The following is a 20,206-nucleotide window of genomic DNA, read 5'->3' on the forward strand; positions in this document are numbered from 1 at the left end:
TCACTCTCGGAGTCGGTGCCCCAAAACGTGTTAGCATAAAAGCATAAATCAAAAGGGGAATCTCGCATGAAAAAGGTTTTTCAAAAAATGAGTCTCACGGTTTTTCTTCTCTCCACGACCTTGATTGCCGTATGCACGCAGCCACTTGGTGCAATGGAAATAAATCAGACTGCTTCCATTGCTGCCACCAACATAAAAGGACCGCTGGATGCCAAAGAAGTAGAAGCGTTTGCCGATCAACTGTTTGCAGAGAAAATGAAAAAATTTAATGTGAATGGTTCCAACTTTGTTGTCGTCCACGATGGCAAGGTTATCGTGAACAAAGGATACGGTTTCGCTGACAAGGAAAAGAAAATCCCTGTTGATAAAGACACGGTGTTCCAAATTGGCTCTGTAACGAAAACCTTTACCGCCATGGCCGTCTTGCAGCAAGTCGATGCGGGCAAAATAGACCTGCATCATAATGTAGAGGAATATCTCGGCGGGGTAAAGATTCCCAATACGACCGGAAAACCGCTCACCATGTACGACATGCTTACCTACTCAAGCGGCTTCGATATGCCTGACATCACTACCTTTCTCGGTCCACAATACACCGAGCAGGACATCTCGATGGATGAATTCCTTTCCAAGAATAATATGCCGACTGTCATCCGACCACCTGGCGAGGTCTATTCGTATGATAATACTGGATTCTTACTCGCTGGCTACGCCGTGGAAAAAGCAAGTGGAGTCCCTTATAACGAGTATATGGATGAAAAAGTGTTCAAGCCTCTCGGAATGACCTCTAGTAGCGTACGCTTCAAGCCTGAGCTCTTGAAGAGAATGGCTGCCCATTACCGCCCTAATGGCGAGCCACATCCGGCAGATGGATTCCTTCCAACTGATGCTCCGCAGGGAAGCATTCTATCAACGGGAGAAGACATGGCCAAGTACATGATCATGCACCTGCAAAACGGAAAATTTGATGGCAAGGAAATCGTAAGCCAAAAAAGCATGGACTTAATGCATTCTTACCAGATTTTTGCGGAAAAGGACATCCCGGTCACAACAGTAGGCTTTGAAAACCTTTATAGAGACCTGACAAATGGTCAGCACGTTGTTTTCAAGGGTGGAAACATTACTGGACATGCTTCCCTGATCGTATTGATCCCTGAACAAAAAACTGCCTTTTATATGTCCTACAACAATGATTCGGACATGAGAGCAGAAATTTTCAAAGAGTTCATGGATCATTATTTCCCGGAAAAAGAAAAAGCGGAGCCTGTGTATTTGCCCTTGAGTGAAAAGGACGCGCAAAAATATATCGGGCTGTACCAAAATACGCGTGGCTTTTGGAACCGCACTTCTATTGCCTACGAGAATGGCTCACTTATGGTGGAAGATGCAACAATCGGAAAACAAAAGCTGCGCATGATTCATCCACTACTGTTTGTAGATGAGGAAGGCAGTAAAATCGCATTCAAAGAAGAGAAAGACGGTAACATTACATACTTCTATTATCCCACGCCAAAAAACGTCTCACTTGCCGTTGCCCATTCACAAAAAATGGATAAGAAAGAGACATACTCAGACGTATCTAATAGCAGTAGCTATAAGACCTATATCAACAATCTCAGCGCTCTTTCCATTATGGGAGCAAAAACAGGCAGTAAATTTGATCCTACTGGGACCATGACACAAGGCGAATTTATTGATGCTCTGATCAAAGCACATGGCTGGTACGGATTTCCCGGGGATGAAGCCATCAATAGACAGCAATTGGCCGCGCGTGTCCCTGATTTGAACCCTTCGGCACCTATCACAAGACAAGCCGCTGCTGTCATGATCCAAACTTTGAAGCAGCTTGAACCGGAGGCAACCAACAAAGTGAAGCTGCAAGACACAGCCGATGCATGGGCAACAGATGCGATCACTACTCTTGCTTCACAAGGCATCGTCGATCCGGATACGAAGATAAGCGCAGATGGCTCTTTCACATTCCGCGCAAAAGATTTACTGAAGCGTCAAGAAGCAAGTGCCTTGATTGATTTAGCGTTTGGTTACTATTCTTTACCGATTAAGCGGTAGGCTATTACCGGGCTGAAAGATTAATAGCTGTGAAGAAATATGAATTGAGAAATCCCCTCCCCATTTTAAGGCTGTCAAGAAACTCGGCAGCCTTTCTTCGTTCAGAAAAAAGAATCCGCTTAAAGGAGATCGATTCTCGCCAGAACCTTCATCCTGCGTAACTCTTGTGCTTTCTGACAGTAGCCTCTCACTCTGTTTGTGCCTGTGCAATTCATCCTACCTTTTCCTGTATCTGCTTGCCATTTTTCTTTCCTCCATTCATTTTTGGCATGCTTAATAGGCTCATTCCTCCTCGTCATTCGAGTTGGAATAAGCCTTTGAAAGTTTATCAAGTGTGTTTGTTAAGTTGTTTAGTGTTTGGTTTCTTGTGTATTCTACGACCTTACTATTAAGATGTAAACCCGGTCTACATATGTGTTAAATGATAGGTTTATTCAGCACTCGGTAACCCTACAAATTATTCCCTTTCCCAAAATGATAAATTATAGAGCTTCAATATCAGCTTGCTCAGTGAATCCCGAATCTACCCAAATTATATCAAGATTTATTTAGTTACTTCATTCAACTAAAGTTGAGTCAAGTAAATTTAAATTTCTATCACTTATATCTTCTGGTGAGTTCGTTATGGCGTCTACATACCAATCTGCAAGCGGAATCATCTCTGATCCAGCAATAATATTCTTATCCATAAGGATGATTTTCCCACCCCTTTCAAAATATTTAATAATAGGCTCATAAAGATTATAATACTTTCGAGCTTTTAGTACTTTCTGATCTACTAACGCTGATAGTTCTAAGTAATTTATACAAACTGACTTGATTAATTCACTTTCAATTGATTGAATAGCTGGACATACTTCTTCTATCTCTAATGTATATGAATACCCCAGCGCTTCTACAGCATTAACAAACGGACTATCGATACTTAAATATAAAAATCGTTCAAAATATGCCGCCCTTCTTAAAAATTCATTTATTAAGATTAAATGGGATTTCTTTTCTGGTTGTTCAAGCATAAAATTGATAGACGCAATTCTAGTTTGAGCATACTCTAAGTAGCTTGTAATAATCAGTCCGTCCTCATTTTCCCACTTTATTTCCATGTCTTGTTCTAAATCCAATCGATCTAAATGTTGGTCACTAATGTCATTGGGTTCCTTAATTACCTTGTCACGATAAGTAGGAAGATGGAAGGTAGCCTCACCAACAATCATTGAATTTTGACGAATATCAAAACTCCCTCCTCTTTCTAATAATTGTATCAACGGTTCATACAAATCCTTATGTTCTAACGCAACTGGTATCCCTTTATCTATTAAAACTGACCATTGAAGATAGTATCGACACATATATTTAATAGTACCATTATGAATTTCTTCAAGTTTCGGGCACCATTGAAGGACATCTATGTCTAACTCTCTATCCATTACATCAAATGCAGAAATAAACGGATACCTTAAAGTCTTTAAAGTAATTGAATATTCATGAATAACACGTGTAGCCCTTCTTAGGAATTCTTGCACTAGTAAATGATGTGATTTGTAATCCTGGTTACGAATATTATCAAAATCAATCAATGAAATTCTTTCTGCGGCACTTATTAAATTTTTCATTTTGCTATATACTCCCACCGTGGAATATAAACTTACTATTTCTTATTCTGTTTGATTTGAAGCGCTGTAACTTCGCGAGCTTCGGGGCTTAATTACGTCATACGTCTATTCCTCAATTACAATTTACACTTTTAAATTCGGGCGAACAAAAAAGCTCACTCCTCCTCATGGTTCAAGTTGGAATACGCCTTGGGAAGAGTTTCAAGTGTATTTGTCAGGTTTTTGGTTAACTGTTTAAACTCACAAAATTTCTTGACAGACACTTTTACTTCATTCGATATAACTCTCAGCAATCTGAATATGTCTTTTCAATTCCAAGTCAGGATACCTATTATCTAGTAAATATAATAATTGGATATACTTCTTACTTTGTAACTTGTACGCCACATCTTCAAACACTTCACTTAAATAACTAAGCTCTGTCTTTGTACAATCCTTCAAAAAATTTAATGTTAAATCTTCATTCTCACTAAGCACATCGGTCAATTCCATCCACTTTTGTTCTATTCTCGGATCATTCTCATCTAGTAGTGCTCTTGCACCTAATATTGCTTTTACTTTATCATTGAACATTCTTCTATACCTCCAAATAATTAGGATTGTATCGAATTATCCGGGAAAACAGTTCCTATTTCACCATTTGTCTTAATTATTCCTACCCGAACTCCATTATAATTACCGAACATACCAACCAAAGGCATCTAACTTCCCTTTCACCTCAGCCACTTGGTTGTTGACGGCTCTACACGACATGATGGCAGCCTTTCGGTTTCCTACAATTCCTTTTCAACAGAACTTCAGTAGTCAATTTCTCTCTTTCATTAAGCTACAAAATCTACTTTCCTTCGGCTGCACATAAAAACAGGTCAATCATGGTGGTATCTGACCATAAACGACCTGTTCAACGTGACGTTATTAAGTTAAATAGGGTATAAAATTCAAGCATTAATGTGCGTACATCTTAATTCGTGAAAACTTTCTACTGAGAGAACAAAGATAAACTAAGTAATGATGAAATGAAGTGATTCATTCGACACTGGATGGGACTTTTTGAACAGCCGCGGCTCATACTCTTTCATTCAGTGATTATTTGAGTTATTGTGGTATAGCAACGGACGAAAAAAGAAACCGCCAACGTGGGCGGGTAACTAGCATTGCGGCATTGTTAGTTGTATTGTACGATCTTGTTGTTGTGCTTATAAACGGGTTTACACGAAATTCTAAACAGACCCGGTTAGAAGCTCACTTGTTTCCAGTCAGTCTCATATTTTTTTCGTATGTTATAAAACCTTCAGCCGAAAACCTTTTTTCAAGCATCCTCCTAGCGTCGTATTTACTACAATCCTTTTCTACATAAATTTCATCTTGTAAAAATAAGATAAATATAGAACTAGATGCATCGTTATTCGCCAAATATAAACCAAATAATTCGTTGTATTGAGTGCTAAAACACAAAGCTAAATACTCTATTTTGAGTTTAAAATTCTCCTTACATTCAATTAATCCCTCATAACTAGCAAATATATTAAAATCATCCAAATCATTAATTCTATTCATTGAGATAAGTGGATTCATACCTCTTATATACAAGCCTATGACATCACCATCATCTTTCTCAAGGAAAAGTACATGGTCTAATCTCTCATCATCATCCTCATCATGTAAAAAAATAATATTTGAGATTTCTTTTTGCACAAAAAATGATTAATCTTTTTTGTAAAAGATAAAATGTAATTATTCATATATACGTCTCCTCAACAAACTCATTTAGCTTAGGTATTTTTCCACTTTCACTTCATTACGAAAAAGGCTTACTCCTCCTCGTTGATGTTGGAATAAGCCTTTGAAAGTTTATCAAGTGTTTGTAAGTTATTTAGTGTTTGGCTTGTTGATTGTATTGAACGATCTTATTGTTGGGATTGTAAATGTATTTACAAAAAATATCTTAGTAAACCATTATTAAATAACAACTCACATGCAATTCTCAAAAATCCACCTTTTTGCTTGTTCTTTATCTAAGGTAATTGGTTCTTCTGGAGTTCCAATATTTATACTAATAATTTTAGCCTTCTCAATTCCCTTAACATTTTTGAAACTTGCACCCTTTACTAAGACATCTTCAAAAAAAGAATCTTCAATGTTTGCATTATCCAGTTTTGAATTTCTAAAGTCTACACTACTAAAATAACAAACATTTAACTCAGCATTCGAAAGATCAGCCCCCAAAAAAATGGTCTCTGCACTCTCACAATCTGTAAATTTTGAGTTTCTGAGATTAGAGTAACTAAAATCCGCATATGAAACATAACCTTTATAGAAGTTAGCCCCGTGTAAATAAGTATTTCTAAACGTTGAAGAATATAGCCAAGTTAAAATAAAATTTCCTTTTTCTAAGTTCATACTATCAAACGAACATTCAATTAACCTAGCTTCTTTAAAGGAAAAATTGGACAAGTCGAGACCTTCCAGATTTATTTCGTCAAGTACCAATTTCTCCCCCTCCCTCCCCACTGAGTCTAACCATACTTGATGTAATTCAAATTTTTTAATTATACTTTTTTCATCTACCATTCTAATCACCCTTTTTATGGATACCAAATAATCCTATCTGCAATACCTTCCTTACTCACTGCATCTTTTAGTTGAGCAACATGTTCCGGGATTAGCCCTCTAGTGTCAATTATTATATTGATATCTTTATTTAATTTTTTGTACATATTTTCCAGTGTTCTTTTCACACTAAATGCTCCCTTTTTAGGGTTTGTGTGACCATTAGGATAAGATTCATAACTCTTAACATCCCAACGTTGCTTAGTAGGTGATGATTCATCATAGAATTCAGCGCCACCAGAATCCCTTTTAATTTTGCCTAGTTCCCCTCTTTCTTCTACAGCTAAACCTACTTCTCTTTCCTTTTCGCCTTGTTCATCTAAAACATAGCCTCTATCTGGGTCTGTAGCCAAATCATCCAATTCCTTTTGGCTTCTACCCCCAGTATAATTTCCATCCTTATCATACAGGTTAGGCTTATTAGCTTCACCCGTCCCCTCATCACCATTATCACTACGACGATGATTACCACCACCACCGCCATTACCACCAGACAAATCATCATGCCGAACAAAATAAAACCTATATTCACCCGAATAAGCGTCTCTAAAAACAGCAACTCCACCAAGCATGTTCCCCATCTGCTTGAGAAGCTTTTCAACCTCTTTTTGTAATTCCTCGATCGATTTTGGAAAACTCTTAGCCTGCGTCTTTAGCTTTCCACCCTTTAGTGATGAGCTACTGTTCCGGTTGTTATCTGCGCCATCGAGAAGTAATCCCGTTCCATTTCCACCGTCTCGTTTGCCACGTTGGGAATCCCCATCTGGACCTATGTCAATTGTCTGTTTAGCTGCCTGCTTATAGGCAGAAAAAGCCCCACGGCTTACCACTAGCTCGGCGATAACCAAATCTTGCTTGCCTCTATTTCGGCCTTTTTCGTAGCTTTCTTCGCTAGACCTGGTCCACCTGCCGCCTTGTGTGTCTTCCAACATGTATTGCCCATCTTTTACAAAGGGTTCTATGACATCGCTGTAGACTCCTTTTGCACCCGACCAAGCCGTTTCTAATACATCTGTTCCTATTTCTCTCGCCGATTTATTCCCCGTGAGCACATCTCCCGCGTAATTCAAGGCACTGGTAGCACGATCCGCGACTCCCTTTGCCATGATATTTCGCTCGGTAAGTGATCCTACCTCTTTACCACTTACCCATTCATAAATTTCTTCTGAGCCACCAAACGTTACTGTGGTAAACGCAATATCTGCCGTATCAACCACAGCACTTTACAATGCAATTCCATTTTTTTGACGATGGCACATGGCGTGTACAACCATGTCATCTCCCTATTCACAGCTCGGGAAATACATATAGTTACTTCCTCTGCATACACAAAAGGCTCATTCCTCCCCTCATTCAAGTTGGAATAAGCCTTTAAAAGTTTATCGAGTTTGGTAGTCAAGTTTTTAGTTTTTAGTGTTTAGTTTGTTGATTGTATTGTACAATCTTGTTGTTTGCTTGTACTCTTATTTACACAACATACTTGGCACACCTGTTCATCACTCTATGTACCAATCATATTTTTACAGATTTAGATTATCTCTAATTTGCGCCAAATATCTCTTGTCGAGTCAATAAGTCGTTACAAGCAATCTCTAAATACATCACATATGAATGATTGTCAATTATTGTTTGATTAGTCTTACCTCCCAGTCCATAAATAATAAAGAACTCAACCCCCTCTTCAAAATATCTATCTTCTTCGCGATGATACGAATCAGGAAAATTAAAGCCTCTATAATTTGCAGAGAAACCGTATCCTTCTGCCATGAATTCTAAAGCTTCCATAAAATCGTAATCAGAAAGCAAAAAGAAATATTCAATCACCATACTAAAATTCCCTTCTTTATTTGGGAACATTTGCGCATACTCTTCAAAACTTCGCATATTTATTACACTCCTTCAAATTTATAAACTTCTATATTGATTCCAATTTACAACTGGGTAAAAATTATTAATCACCGTTTCGCTTGGATATACCCATCCATCAAATGTCAATCCGCGTGCTTCACCTTGTAATATTCTTTGCATTTTTCTTTATTAGTTGTCATCCCTTCTGAATATAGTCTTAACTCCTATCCCTCTATCCTTTTGTCTCCTTTATCAATTCATTTGAGGGTATGTAAAAAAGCTCATTCCTCCTCATTGTTCAAGTGGAATAAGCCTTTGAAAGTTTATCAAGTGTTTGAATTGTTTAGGGTTTGGTTTGTTGGTTGTATTGTACGATCTTGTTGTGGGGCTGTAAATGGTTTGCAAAAAAATTCTTGACAGCTCCTTCTTCTACGCTGGGTATCTCATGAGGCTCTTCATGTTTACTTATTAATTGATTCTTATTGAGAGATGCTAAAATTTATTAGATTCTTCATCTCATGACTTGATAAACCAATTTTCAACTCTCCATTTATTTTAATACTTGAATTTACAAAATGCACCTCATCAAAACCAGTGATATTTAGAAATTTCGTATTTTCAAAGCAACAATTGATAAATTTCACATTTTTAAAAGTAGAATTATTAAATGTTGATGATAAAAACTCTGTGTTTTCAAATTCTACTTCTGAAAATGTTGAGTCATCCATATAAGTTAGTTCAAGTTTAGAATTAGAAACTTTCACATCGAAAAGTTGAGATTCATTAAAAGTAGTTCTAAATGAATCCAAGTTATTGAGAACTGTTGAATTAAAGCTCGAATAGTCAGCATTACCTTTCCTGAATATATTCCCCGAAAATTCGCACCCATTAAAGGTACTACCACACAGTGATGCTCCACTTAAATATACATTTGAAAAGTCACATCTGTTGAATACTACTTCTAAAAAACTGCTATTGTTTAAATCATACCCCGTAAACACTATTCCCTCAAAAGAAGTATCTTGATAAATAAGTTCGCACACTTCTTTTGATAGACCCATTGAAAACTCAGTATATTTTTTAAACTTTGTAAATAAATCCATTCATTATCACCCCCTAAGGCCATATAACGATTTTATTCATTAAGCTTTGATTTGTAATTTCTTGCAAAAGTTCTGCTTTGTTTTCGATACTTAAGTTAGAGACATCAAGTATCACATTTTAACCTTCACTTAGAGATTTATTAATTGACCTCATGGCGCTTGAAAGTTTATAACCACCCTTTTTAGGCGGATAATTTGAATTAAAGGACTTAACATCCCATGCTTGCCCTTTGGCATCTATGAACTCTGCCTTTCCGGATTGGATCTCTAGTTATCGGTCCATCTAGCTTTCTTGCCTCCTCTAATTCTAACCCAACCCTTGCCTCATGTTTTCCTTTATCAATATCAATCTGCCTTGTCGAACCTGCATGAGCTGGATCGTGTGCCAAATCGTCCAACTCTGCTTGTGTTCTTCCTCCAGTATAATTTCCAGCTTCATCATACAGATAAGCCTTACGGTCATTCGAACTACCTTTCCCGTCCCCTTAGTATCTGGCTTATTATTTCCTTGAGGATCATTTTTCTTTGTAGTATCAGGCTTACCCTTAGGAGGTATAGAATTATTCGAATTCCCAGAATCTCCGTTCACTACCTTTGGTAAATCCTTCTTATTAGAAGTGTCGAGAGGTTTTTCAGCATGACCAGTCCCACCATTCCCCGCATCACTATGCCGATAATTACCTCCACGACCGCCTCCATTACCAGGCAAATCGTCATGCCGCATCCAATAAACCATAGGTTGACCCGTAACAGCATCTCTGAGAACAACAATTCTTCCATTAAACACTCCAGTCATCTGTTTGAGGAACTTATCAACTTTTTCTTGTAATTCAATCATCGACTCTGCAAAACTCTTACCATGCGTCTTTAGCTTTCCATCCTTAAGCATGGCGCTCATTACGTCATCGATACTGGAATTAGGCAAAAGGACACCTTTCCCTTCCTCTCTAAATCTGAGCATGCATAATAGGCTTATTCTCCTCGTCGTTCAGGTGGAATAAGCCTTTGAAAGTTTATCAAGTGTTCTTGTTAAGTTTTTTAGTGTTAGGTTTGTTGAATAATTCTCTTAATACAAGCTCCAAATAAGCAGTAAATAGCATATGGGGCCTAATCAGGCTGTATTCTATTATTTACTCAATACTTCCTTAATTCGAATAGACAGATCTGCCTTTTCATCTTCTGTTAATTGTTCACCTACGTCATTTATATCAAACTGTTCCAACTCACTTCTGATTTTTACAAACTGTTCATTTTCCTTAATACCATGTCTAATTAGTAATTCTGCAATTGTAGTTTTAACAACAATATTTTCACTAGACGTATTCGTACATTCCCTTTCGAAACGCTCCATAATATTATCTACAAGCTCACTTACATTTTTTATGTCATTAATAATTACCCCAAAATAATTCCTTACTTCTTTCTCCATTTCATAGTAATACCATCTTGTGTATGGACTATAATCAATTGGTATATTATCAATTCCATCTAGTACCATATCTATGCGCTCTAATATGTCCTGATACTCATCTGGAGATGTTTCAAGTTGAAGCTTTTTTAAATCTATAGAATTTAATGCCTCAACTATTATCTCTTTTGCCTTAATGAATATTTTTGAATGTGTTAAATATATTCTTCCTTCTGCAATGTTTACTACAGCCTTCTCCATCTCACCTCTTCTTTGCACACCAAAATATGCATCAGATGTGCGGACAAGCGCTTCAACATCACTCATCTTTTCGCTTTTAAAATCAAAATATCTTTCATAAAATGCACCAAATAAAGCTTCGTAATTTCGTCTCATATATCTATCTCCTTAATAGCATGTAAAACAAGCTCATTCCTACTCATCGTTCAAGTGGGAAAGAGCTTTGAAAGTTTATCAAGTGTTTGAATTGTTTAGTGTTTGGTTTGTTGTATTGTACGATCTTGTTGCCACATTGTAAACCCAGTCTATATTTTTGCATGGGTTACAGGTTGAATGATTGTTTTAATCGTCACTAAGTAGTTCAATCAATATTGAAAAATGTAACAATAGTTTACTCGGCACAACCATTATCTAGCGCAGCCAAGGTTTCATCACTAATATCTAGTGGTTCCTGTTCATCCCAAGCAACATCTGCAATTATAATAGAACTACCATTTATATATATATATCCTTCCCTTCTATAGAAAAAGCCACCTCTTTCATATAGCTTTATTGCTGGCTCAAACAAATCCTTGTTATCCATAGCAATTGGATTTTTTTCATCAATAAGAGCGCATAATTCAAGATAACTCGTAACGAGAGCTCTATGGTAAGAATTATTTATTTCATTCAGTATTTCAATCATCTCAATGTTTTCTTGTGGCTCAGTGATCGAATTTGAAATCATAATAAAAGGAGGTACACAAGTACCTGGATAATCTCTTAAAAATTTGGTTGCTCTTCTTAAGTACTCTCGACACAAATAACTTTGTGACATGGTTTCCTTTTCTCCAAGACTGCCCCAATCTATTACGGAAATACGTTTAATCGCCTGATTTAAATATCCCACATTCATTCTCCTTTTTCTTTTTCTAGTTGTTTTTCTATCTTACCTTGTTCTTTAAGATTATAGCTAAACGCCCCATCAAACTCACCTTTAGGTTGAGGATCAGCTGCGTCGTGTGCTCCTGGAGGTTTAGAACCAAAGGAATTCGAGTCAGGATTGAATGCACCAGGATTTTTATATGGATATCCTTGCTTCATAAGTTTAATTTCCGTAAGCTCATGTTTAATCATTTGTTGTAACCACTCTTTTTGTGATTGTGTTAATTCTTTCTCTTTTTGTGCTTGCTTCCATGCGTAACCAAAATCAGCATCTGGAGTAAATTGCCCTACTCTATAGCTTTTATCATTCAATGGTATTTTATGTGAATCAAAAAAGATGTGTTGCTTCACTGCGCTTATTTCTTCTACTGATAAACCAGTATTTTTTGCAACCTGTTCAATATCTTCCATACCCACACTTCTAATCTCATCATAGTGCTTTGATGCAAGCCTGTAATTTGCTTCATCAAATATAGTTTCAAAGGTCGGTTTATAATTATCTACACGGTTATATTTACTCCAATCAATCTTTTCAATTTTAACCGGACCTTTAACCGTCCCCTCAGTATCCTCTATCTCTCGTTCCCTTTCTTCTTTTTCCTTTCTTTCTCTTTCTTCTTTCTCTTTTTCTTCACGTTCCTTCCTTTCACGCTCTTGTCTTTCACGCTCTTGTCTTTCCCTCTCTTCCCTTTCTCGCTCTTCCTCCTCTTTTCTACGACGATGATTTCCCCCACCGCCGCCTCCATTATCAGGCAAATCATTATTCCGAACCCAATAAACATGAAGTTGACCCGTAGCAGCGTTTCTGAAGACAACAACTCTTCCATCAAACAACTTACCCATCTGCTTGAGGAACTCTTCAATTTTATCTTTTAATTTAATCATCGACTCTGCAAAACTCTTACCATGCGTCTTTAGCTTTCCATCCTTAAGCATGGCGCTCATTGCGTCGTCGATACTGGAATTAGGCAAAAGGACACCTTTCCCATTTCCCTCTTGATCACCAGACTTTTTCTTGCCATCCGGCCCATTCAGCTTATCGGCAGTTTTCACCGTCCTCATGACGGCTGTACCTGTTCCGGCACTAAGAACGGTTACCGCTACCTCAGCTACCACCATGTCTTTCTTGAACTCATTCTGGCCCTTCGCATAGCTCTCGTCTTCCGATCTGGTCCACAGACCGCCTTTAATCAAGTTATCTTGATCGTATTGGGCGTCCTTCGCAAATGGATCGAGATACTCGTCGTAAAGCCCTTCTCCCAGCTTCCCTAAATCTGAAAGGATTTCTTCCGGTGCCTTCTTGCCCGTAAACGTATCTCCCACATAATTGAGCGTGTTGTTTACGCCTTGCTCGATGCCTTTCACGATGCCATTGCGTTCTCTCAGTGTGCCTACTTCTTCGCCGCTTACAAATTCATATATATCTTGCGTATTCTCTTCTCCCGCAAGTCCTGTCAGCAGCATGTCCCCGGCATCTACTGCGGTATTCCACAACCCCGCCAATGTATCTCCAAAGGCATCTAACTTCCCTTTTACCTCAGCAACCTGGTTGTTGAAGGCTCTGCGGGCCATGATGGCAGCCTGACCGTTTTCCTTCAAATCCTGTTCAAACGCACTTAATATCATCGGAAACGCCTGACGAACGGTCGCATCCAGCTTAATTTCCTCACTACTGGATTTGTTTTCCTCCAATAGTTCTATCGTATCCGACGCCGTTTTCACGTTCAAGCTCTCAGTCCCGGACAAATATACAGCCGCCCCACTCAGACTCAGCGCACCACTCGCACTGATATTCACATTCGAGGTACTGTTCAGACTGACGCCTACATCCTTGTTCATCGAGATGTAGAGCATCCCTTCCTGAGCAGTCATCGTCAGCTCTTTATCCCCAAGCGAGAACTCTTTCCCCTGCGGATTCCCGAACGTCTTCACACCGGGGTCCTGCATTTGCCGATCTTGCTTCTCGGCGGCCGCTCCTTTGGGCGCATGACGCACGGAGTTCATGACCATACCGTCGTCTTCATCGGCGCTCGGGAAGTACAGCTTTACCTTCGAACCGAGCTCGGGCATGAGGTACAAGATTTGGTTGCCTTCCGCCGCATACGGGAACCACTGGGCCTTGCTTGGCTCTTGCTTTTTGTCCATGTTTAGATGGAGCTTGACCTGATTGCGACCAATTTGAATCACTTTTCCGTCGATCGCCGCACCGATGATGGCCTTGTTGTACAGCTTCGATTGCTTGACGGCTTCAGGCACGGCGCAGACGTAGCTCCACCTCAGGAGTCCCTGCTCCAGCTTTCCACTCACTTTTGTAATGACAAACGTTTGCCCTTCCCGCTGCACCTCATCCCCGATTTGCAGCAGGTCGTCGTAATCGAAGGTGTACGTCGTGTACTGGTACTCGCTGACGGACGAGGAGCCGTTTGCGGCTTTTTTCATGTACGGTGCGATGGCCCGGTTGACCTCGTATGGCGATTCTTCTTCCAGCTTGATTTGCTTGCGTCCCTCGGGCATGCCGATCCACAAGCGTACCTTATGCGCACTCAAATCCGGTACGAGGACGGCTCCGACATGGGACGCGATTCGTTTTAAAAAAGTCCAGTCTGTCTCCTCGTACTGCATGATGAAGTTACCCTGCTGACGTTCGTCGAAGGCTTGATCGATGACATCTCCACCGTGATAGACGGACATGATTTCGTCTACGACATCCCGGTACAACCGATTCACTTCTTGAAACGAACGTATTTTTACGCTCATGTCCAGCGCATATGTATGAGACACGGCTTTTATCGTGACGTAGTGAATGTCACGTACGACCTTGATCTCCACATGATCCAGCCGCCCCATGAAAATCGGCTGTTTTTGCCCGCCTTCCACCTTGTACAGCTCGATGGGATCGTGGGTGCCGGCTCGATTGATGATCTCGTCCTCTTTGTCTTCCGGGACAATTCCTGTGATTGTGAGCTTGGCATGCGTGCCTGTCTGATGGACGAACTCCAGCTGATCTAGCCGGATCGGTCCATATGGCCAAACGAATTTTATATCCTGGTAGGTCATGACGCCGCTTGTACGCTGCATGTTCTCTCCCCTCCTTCTCTAGCAAGCGCGGGAAGCGTCAATCCTGACCGTCTTTTTCAATCGTGATGATGCCTGACAGATTGCAGACTAGCTGCGACTTGCTCAGTAAGGCATGCTCGTTGTCGATGAGCACATCGTGCTTTCCATCTGTCCATTTCGAGGTCGTCTGTGGCACACACAGTCCTCCTCCTGCCGCTGTGCAAAATCCAAAGCATCCGATATTCACTCCGGGGACGTGATCGGCAACATTCATGACAGGCTTGTCTAGGCTATAAACGCCATGGCACAAGGGCAAATTCAATATGCCGGGGTCGGTTCCCTTGCTGCACTTGAGGGTCGCTCCCCGCACGACATATGAGTACTCGGGGCTAAACAACCCCATTGCAAGTGCTTGAAGTAACGCTAGCATCTTTAGACCTATCCCCCTTTCCAAAAAAATCCTCTGCAAGCAACTTCCATAATTCGTCTTATTTTTACATTCCATCTAATAATCGGGATAAACTGGAAAGTAATTTATGGGTCAAACGTCCCGTTTCCTTATTTTTCTAAATAACCCAAAAAGGCCTCCACCAACTCTGCAATGGTTGGGGAAGCCTTCTTGAATGAAAAAGCATTCTTGTTAAATGGTTACACTCTCTTCGATCACCAGTTCACCGTTTGTCCCATCGAGACTGGCCTCTACGCCCAGAGGGAGAGCGATGTTGCACGCGCCATGCCCAATCTGAATGTTCCAGATGGTCGGCTTTCCGTACGGTACGACGATATTTTGAAACACATCCCAGACAGAGAAGCCTTCGCGCTTTTTCGGCTCACAATCGGTCCATGTCCCGATGACGACGCCCGCACAATCATCAAACAAGCCGCCTTGAGCAAGCTGTGTCAGCATGCGGTCAATCCGGTATGGCTCTTCGTCGATATCCTCCAGGAACAACAGCTTGCCTCTCGTATCGAGCTGGTAAGGCGTCCCCATCAACGCGGAGACGAGGGCGAGATTCCCGCCGACTACGGGACCAGCTGCCTGACCTTCGACGAGACAGACGATTTCTTCCCCAGGTGGATTAATGATCGCTCCCAATGGCTCGGGGCGAGTCATGGCGCGCAGCAAATATTGTTTGGACCAGTCATCCAGTCCATGTGCGATGTCTGAGGTTGCCATCGGTCCGTGAAGGGTAGCCAGATTCGCTCGCTGTCCGAAAACGGTATGCAGCGCCGTAATGTCGCTGTAGCCGATAAACAGCTTCGGGTTTTGGGCGATGAGGTCATAATCGAGCAAGGACAGAATTTGCGGGGAACCGTATCCGCCCCGCATGCACATGATTCCGTCCACTTCCTCGTCGACGAACATGGCATTCAGCTCAGCCGCCCGGTGCTCAGGAGTTCCCGCCAAATACCCACCGTACGATTCTCGGCACGTATCCGATATTTTCACCTTGTATCCCAAACCTTGCAGCTCTGCCATTGCTTTGTTCAGCACTTCTTCTGTAGCAGGACTAGAGGTTGCCACTACTCCGATTGTATCTCCCGCTCGCAATGCTTTCCCTTTGTTCATCTGTCCAGTCTCCTCCTCCGGGTTCTCTCCCCATTATCGTACATCTGTGTCACATGGTGCATAGCCATTTTCGCAGCTTGCGACTTGCAGAAGGCTGGCTGATTCCGAGCGCTTCCGCTACCTTTGTCGTCGTCTTATGCTGCTCATACGCCCGGTGCACGAGCTGGCGCTCCACCTCGTCCATTGCTTCTTGCATCGCCATCACACGATCTACCTTGATCCCTTTGTGCTCACTGTACTCTTGGTTATGAATATAACGAGGAATTTGCGCGGGCGTAATGAGGACATCGTGAGACGTGACGACGAGCCGTTCCACCACATTTTCCAACTCCCGGACATTGCCAGGCCAATCGTATTCACTGAGGATGCGATAGCAGGTATCTGCGAGCTGTCTTTCCAAACAGTACTTTTGCGAAAAGACATTGAGAAAGTAATGAACGAGCACAGGTATCTCTTCCTGCCGTTCGCGCAGCGGTGGAATTTCCAACGGGACGACGTGAATACGATAGTACAAATCCTCGCGAAACTTGCCATCCTTGACCATTTGTCGCAGGTTTTTATTCGTTGCCGTGATTAGCTTTACATCTACTTTTCGCGAAACAGAGCTACCTACGGGCGTAATCGTTTTTTCTTGCAACACATTCAACAGCTTCACTTGCAAGGAGAGTGACATCTCCCCGATCTCGTCCAAAAACAGCGTTCCTCCGTTTGCCTTTTCAATCAAACCTGCCTTACCATCTTTGAATGCTCCTGTAAAAGCACCCTTTTCATAGCCAAACAACTCTGACTCCAGCAATGTCTCGGGGATGGCTCCGCAGTTGATGTGCACGAATGGCTTGTCTACCCGCGGACTGCACTCGTGGATGTATTTTGCCAGCACGCCTTTTCCGACACCTGATTCTCCTAACAGGATCATGGATGATTCTACCTGCGACAGTTTTTTGGCCATCATGGCGACCTGCTCCATGGACTGACTGCGGTAGATCAAGCTCGTCTCACCTTTTTGTCTGTTGTTCTCCTTGGTCATTTCACTCTGCAAGACCGTGCCGACGTACTTGACTTCATGTAATTCCTGCTGGAGTTGCTCCTGGCTAGTGATATCAATGAACGTATGGATCACTCCGCTAAAATTCCCGTCCTGATCCCAAATCGGTGTGCCTTCCACAAAAAGCTTGCGATTTTTGCGAGTGGTTTGAATCGTGTGTATCTTTTTCTTGTCACGAATGACCCGCCTCGTGATCGTTGGCGCAAAATAACCGAGGTGATAAAACTCCTCGATTGGCTTGCCCACCATCTCCCTGGGATCGATTCCGAAAAATTCCTCATATCTTCCCGAGCCATACAAGGTTCTGCCTTCTGCGTCTGTTACGTGCACGATATCAAACAGCGAGCCTATTAACGCTTCATAATCGATCATGGCGTTCTCTACCTCCGGTGCCCCCCGCCACTTGTGGAGTGACACGTACATAGCGATTCGTTGGTCTGCCTACCCCACCATAGCTGACGTCCATTCTGACACTCCCGCTCTTCTCCAGATAGTCTAAATAGCGTCTGGCCGTCACTCTCGCAATCCCTACGCGTTCGGCCACGTCATCTGCCGATAGTGGCTGACTCTCTTTCTCGATCTGTCGCATGATTTGCTCCATGGTGACAGCGTGCAGTCCCTTCGGCAGCACTGCCCTGCCTGTAGTGGCATCGGCTAGTTCTTTTTCTGGACTTTTGCGGAATAACAGCTGGTCAACCTCATCCTGGGATGCGGTGCCCTCCCAATCAATCCGCCGGCGAAACTCCCGATAGTTTTCCAACGACTGCTTGATCCGTTCGAATTGAAACGGCTTGATAATATAGTCCATCGCCCCATTGCGCAGCATCGATTGGATCGTAGTTTTGTCCTTTGCAGCTGTTACGACGATGACGTCAACCGCATGTTTGGCGGCACGTAACTCTATCAGCGCCTTCACCCCGTCCTGGATTGGCATGAAAATATCAATGATCACCAAGTCAGGAGTGAGTTCATTCACTAGCTTGAGTCCATCTGCCCCATTGGCTGCAATTCCTACGACGACAAAGCCCGGGACGCGCTCAATGAACTGCTTGTTGATTTCCTGTACCATCGGATCGTCTTCCATAATCAGTACGCGAATGTTATCGTTATCCTTCTCCATGACTGTCCACCTCCCCCATCGGAAACGTTATGAGAAAGCTGGCCCCTTCTCCGCGTGCCGAATGGCAAACCAGCTCGCCTCCCCCTTTATTGACCAACTGATGCACCAGATGCAGACCAAGTCCACGGTGCGCTCGTTCTTTCGTAGAAAATCCCCGTTCCAGCATGTGTCGGCGCGTCTCTTCGTCCATGCCGCTTCCATTGTCCTCCACCAGGATGGAGCAAATCTCTTCGTCCTGCTCGATACTGATCATGATCTCCTTATCCTCGCGTTCGATGCGCTCCAGTGAATCAAAGGCATTCTCGATCAGATTGCCCAAAATAAGCACGAAATTATGATGATCCATGTACGGCGGAAAGCATTCCAAATGACTCCTGCGATCAATGACAACACGGATGCCCAGCTCTCTTCCGCGACTTACTTTGCCAATCAAGAGCCCAGATAAATTCTCATCCATGATTCGCGTTGTTAAAAAGGAAGTGAGCTCCTCCTGCTGCTCGTTGACCTCGAACAAATACGCGAGTGCCTTTTCATGCTGATGGAGCTGGAGCAAGCCTGCGATGGTATGCAAATGATTCATGTGCTCGTGATTTTGTACCCGCAGCGCACCGACGAATTCTTTTACGCCCGTCAGCTCCTCCGCCATTCTCGCCACTTCTGTTCTGTCCTGAAAAATCGCAATCGCGCCGACGACCTTTTCCTCAACCTTGATCAGAAATCGGTTCGACCATAGCAGCGTATTGCCGACGTGAATTTCTGTGTTGGTAAAATTCTGGCGAAGCTCCAGCACTTCTGGTAATCTTGTGTCGTGCAGGACAGACCGAATGTGCTTGCCCAGCACCTCTCCTTCGATGCCAAAAATTTGCTTCGCCCGGTCGTTAAAAATCGTGATTCGCTCCCGATTGTCGATGGCGATGACCCCCTCATGCATGGCATGGAAGGTTGCGGTTCTCTCTACCAGGATTCGTGCGATTTCGTCCGGCTCCAGGTCGAGCATCTGCTTTTTCATGTGACGGGCCAACTGATAAGAGCCCCACACCCCGAACAATAAGGAGAAGAAAAAGGTCAGCGCGATATTGTTTCGCTCGGTGTACAAGATCCCCCAGACATCAGGCATGACACGTCCGACCAAGACAACACCCACTTGCTGATGCTGGTCATCCATGATCGGCACGTAGGCCCGCAGAGCCGTTCCCATCTCTCCTTTGACTTTTTGAAAATAGGAGTGCTCGGCATAGGCCTCATCAACCGCGGGGTCCATAAATACCGTACCGATTCGCTCATCTAATGGGTCTGAATAACGAACACGCTCCTTATTCAGCACGACAATATACGTCACATCGTTGACGACGCGCAGGTTGTTTGCTGTCTGTTGGATCACCTTCCACCCATCTGGTTCCTGAATGCTTTTTTGTACATTGGGAATCGTCGCAACCGTGCGCGCTGTGGTCATCAGCCGTTGTCCCAGTTGGGTCTCCGTAATCCGAATAATCCCTCCGGCCATGATCAAGTTTCCGATGATCAAGGAAAAAAGAACGATTCCGACGGAGAGCAGCATAATCTTCCATTTGATTGTTAAGCGTTCAAACAGGTTCGTT

The 20,206-nt window shown here is 42.3% G+C and carries 17 protein-coding genes; 1 reads left to right on the plus strand and 16 read right to left on the minus strand.

The genetic code is table 11. The features are described 5' to 3' along the window. Nucleotides 1–66 precede the first annotated feature (66 nt). On the plus strand, nt 67–2,070 hold the full coding sequence (locus HP399_RS24550) for a serine hydrolase domain-containing protein (RefSeq protein WP_173620079.1): 2,004 nt from the start codon (nt 67–69) through the stop codon (nt 2,068–2,070). A 557-nt stretch (nt 2,071–2,627) separates the two neighbouring features. Here the strand turns inward: HP399_RS24550 and HP399_RS24555 are convergent. The 16 genes from HP399_RS24555 to HP399_RS24630 form a co-directional block, all read right to left on the minus strand. Next, entirely contained in the window at nt 2,628–3,683 is a 1,056-nt protein-coding gene (locus tag HP399_RS24555; protein WP_173620080.1) for a hypothetical protein, read from the minus strand. Nucleotides 3,684–3,953: 270 nt separating this feature from the next. Beyond that, nucleotides 3,954–4,256 (minus strand): hypothetical protein, encoded by a 303-nt coding sequence (locus tag HP399_RS24560; protein ID WP_173620081.1) that lies wholly within the window; start codon nt 4,254–4,256, stop codon nt 3,954–3,956. Between the two features lie 669 nt (nt 4,257–4,925). Then, nucleotides 4,926–5,378, minus strand: a complete 453-nt coding sequence (locus HP399_RS24565) for a hypothetical protein (RefSeq protein ID WP_228088342.1) — start codon at nt 5,376–5,378, stop codon at nt 4,926–4,928. Between the two features lie 276 nt (nt 5,379–5,654). Then, nucleotides 5,655–6,254, minus strand: a complete 600-nt coding sequence (locus tag HP399_RS24570; RefSeq protein WP_173620082.1) for a pentapeptide repeat-containing protein — start codon at nt 6,252–6,254, stop codon at nt 5,655–5,657. Between the two features lie 14 nt (nt 6,255–6,268). Then, complete coding sequence (locus HP399_RS24575) at nt 6,269–7,510, minus strand: hypothetical protein (RefSeq protein WP_173620083.1); 1,242 nt, start codon at nt 7,508–7,510, stop codon at nt 6,269–6,271. A 322-nt stretch (nt 7,511–7,832) separates the two neighbouring features. Next, on the minus strand, nt 7,833–8,177 hold the full coding sequence (gene cdiI, locus HP399_RS24580; protein WP_173620084.1) for a ribonuclease toxin immunity protein CdiI: 345 nt from the start codon (nt 8,175–8,177) through the stop codon (nt 7,833–7,835). A gap of 443 nt (nt 8,178–8,620) precedes the next feature. After that, the gene (locus HP399_RS24585; RefSeq protein WP_173620085.1) at nt 8,621–9,244 is read right to left on the minus strand and encodes a pentapeptide repeat-containing protein; all 624 of its coding nucleotides are present in this window, start codon (nt 9,242–9,244) and stop codon (nt 8,621–8,623) included. A gap of 307 nt (nt 9,245–9,551) precedes the next feature. Beyond that, nucleotides 9,552–10,169: a hypothetical protein gene (locus HP399_RS24590; protein WP_173620086.1), complete on the minus strand. Its 618-nt coding sequence runs from the start codon at nt 10,167–10,169 to the stop codon at nt 9,552–9,554. 201 nt (nt 10,170–10,370) lie between these two features. Then, nucleotides 10,371–11,048, minus strand: coding sequence for an Imm3 family immunity protein (locus HP399_RS24595; RefSeq protein ID WP_173620087.1), 678 nt, complete (start codon nt 11,046–11,048; stop codon nt 10,371–10,373). 235 nt (nt 11,049–11,283) lie between these two features. Continuing rightward, complete coding sequence (locus HP399_RS24600) at nt 11,284–11,781, minus strand: hypothetical protein (protein ID WP_173620088.1); 498 nt, start codon at nt 11,779–11,781, stop codon at nt 11,284–11,286. Between the two features lie 2 nt (nt 11,782–11,783). Further along, the gene (locus HP399_RS24605; RefSeq protein ID WP_228088343.1) at nt 11,784–14,894 is read right to left on the minus strand and encodes a late control protein; all 3,111 of its coding nucleotides are present in this window, start codon (nt 14,892–14,894) and stop codon (nt 11,784–11,786) included. Nucleotides 14,895–14,931: 37 nt separating this feature from the next. Further along, entirely contained in the window at nt 14,932–15,303 is a 372-nt protein-coding gene (locus HP399_RS24610) for a DUF4280 domain-containing protein (protein ID WP_007726007.1), read from the minus strand. Between the two features lie 210 nt (nt 15,304–15,513). Further along, nucleotides 15,514–16,443 carry a S66 peptidase family protein gene (locus HP399_RS24615; protein ID WP_173620089.1) on the minus strand — a complete coding sequence of 310 codons (930 nt, stop codon included), beginning with the start codon at nt 16,441–16,443 and terminating at the stop codon, nt 15,514–15,516. Nucleotides 16,444–16,492: 49 nt separating this feature from the next. Then, entirely contained in the window at nt 16,493–17,860 is a 1,368-nt protein-coding gene (locus HP399_RS24620; RefSeq protein ID WP_173620090.1) for a sigma-54 interaction domain-containing protein, read from the minus strand. Further along, nucleotides 17,847–18,608, minus strand: coding sequence for a response regulator (locus HP399_RS24625; RefSeq protein ID WP_173620091.1), 762 nt, complete (start codon nt 18,606–18,608; stop codon nt 17,847–17,849). The genes HP399_RS24620 and HP399_RS24625 overlap by 14 nt, the downstream gene beginning before the upstream one ends. Beyond that, nucleotides 18,595–20,166, minus strand: a complete 1,572-nt coding sequence (locus tag HP399_RS24630; RefSeq protein WP_173620158.1) for an ATP-binding protein — start codon at nt 20,164–20,166, stop codon at nt 18,595–18,597. The genes HP399_RS24625 and HP399_RS24630 overlap by 14 nt, the downstream gene beginning before the upstream one ends. Nucleotides 20,167–20,206 lie beyond the last annotated feature (40 nt).

This window comes from Brevibacillus sp. DP1.3A (assembly GCF_013284245.2).
In the GTDB taxonomy this organism is placed as follows: Bacteria; Bacillota; Bacilli; order Brevibacillales; family Brevibacillaceae; genus Brevibacillus.

Bases quoted from the DNA above. Each gene is read 5' to 3' on its own strand.
- HP399_RS24605 (WP_228088343.1), bottom strand. From the start codon at position 14,894: ATGCAGCGTACAAGCGGCGTCATGACCTACCAGGATATAAAATTCGTT.
- HP399_RS24620 (WP_173620090.1), bottom strand. From the start codon at position 17,860: ATGATCGATTATGAAGCGTTAATAGGCTCGCTGTTTGATATCGTGCAC.
- HP399_RS24550 (WP_173620079.1), top strand. From the start codon at position 67: ATGAAAAAGGTTTTTCAAAAAATGAGTCTCACGGTTTTTCTTCTCTCC.
- cdiI (WP_173620084.1), bottom strand. From the start codon at position 8,177: ATGCGAAGTTTTGAAGAGTATGCGCAAATGTTCCCAAATAAAGAAGGG.
- HP399_RS24625 (WP_173620091.1), bottom strand. From the start codon at position 18,608: ATGGAGAAGGATAACGATAACATTCGCGTACTGATTATGGAAGACGAT.
- HP399_RS24585 (WP_173620085.1), bottom strand. From the start codon at position 9,244: ATGGATTTATTTACAAAGTTTAAAAAATATACTGAGTTTTCAATGGGT.
- HP399_RS24595 (WP_173620087.1), bottom strand. From the start codon at position 11,048: ATGAGACGAAATTACGAAGCTTTATTTGGTGCATTTTATGAAAGATAT.
- HP399_RS24610 (WP_007726007.1), bottom strand. From the start codon at position 15,303: ATGCTAGCGTTACTTCAAGCACTTGCAATGGGGTTGTTTAGCCCCGAG.
- HP399_RS24570 (WP_173620082.1), bottom strand. From the start codon at position 6,254: ATGGTAGATGAAAAAAGTATAATTAAAAAATTTGAATTACATCAAGTA.
- HP399_RS24555 (WP_173620080.1), bottom strand. From the start codon at position 3,683: ATGAAAAATTTAATAAGTGCCGCAGAAAGAATTTCATTGATTGATTTT.
- HP399_RS24560 (WP_173620081.1), bottom strand. From the start codon at position 4,256: ATGTTCAATGATAAAGTAAAAGCAATATTAGGTGCAAGAGCACTACTA.
- HP399_RS24630 (WP_173620158.1), bottom strand. From the start codon at position 20,166: ATGCTGCTCTCCGTCGGAATCGTTCTTTTTTCCTTGATCATCGGAAAC.
- HP399_RS24615 (WP_173620089.1), bottom strand. From the start codon at position 16,443: ATGAACAAAGGGAAAGCATTGCGAGCGGGAGATACAATCGGAGTAGTG.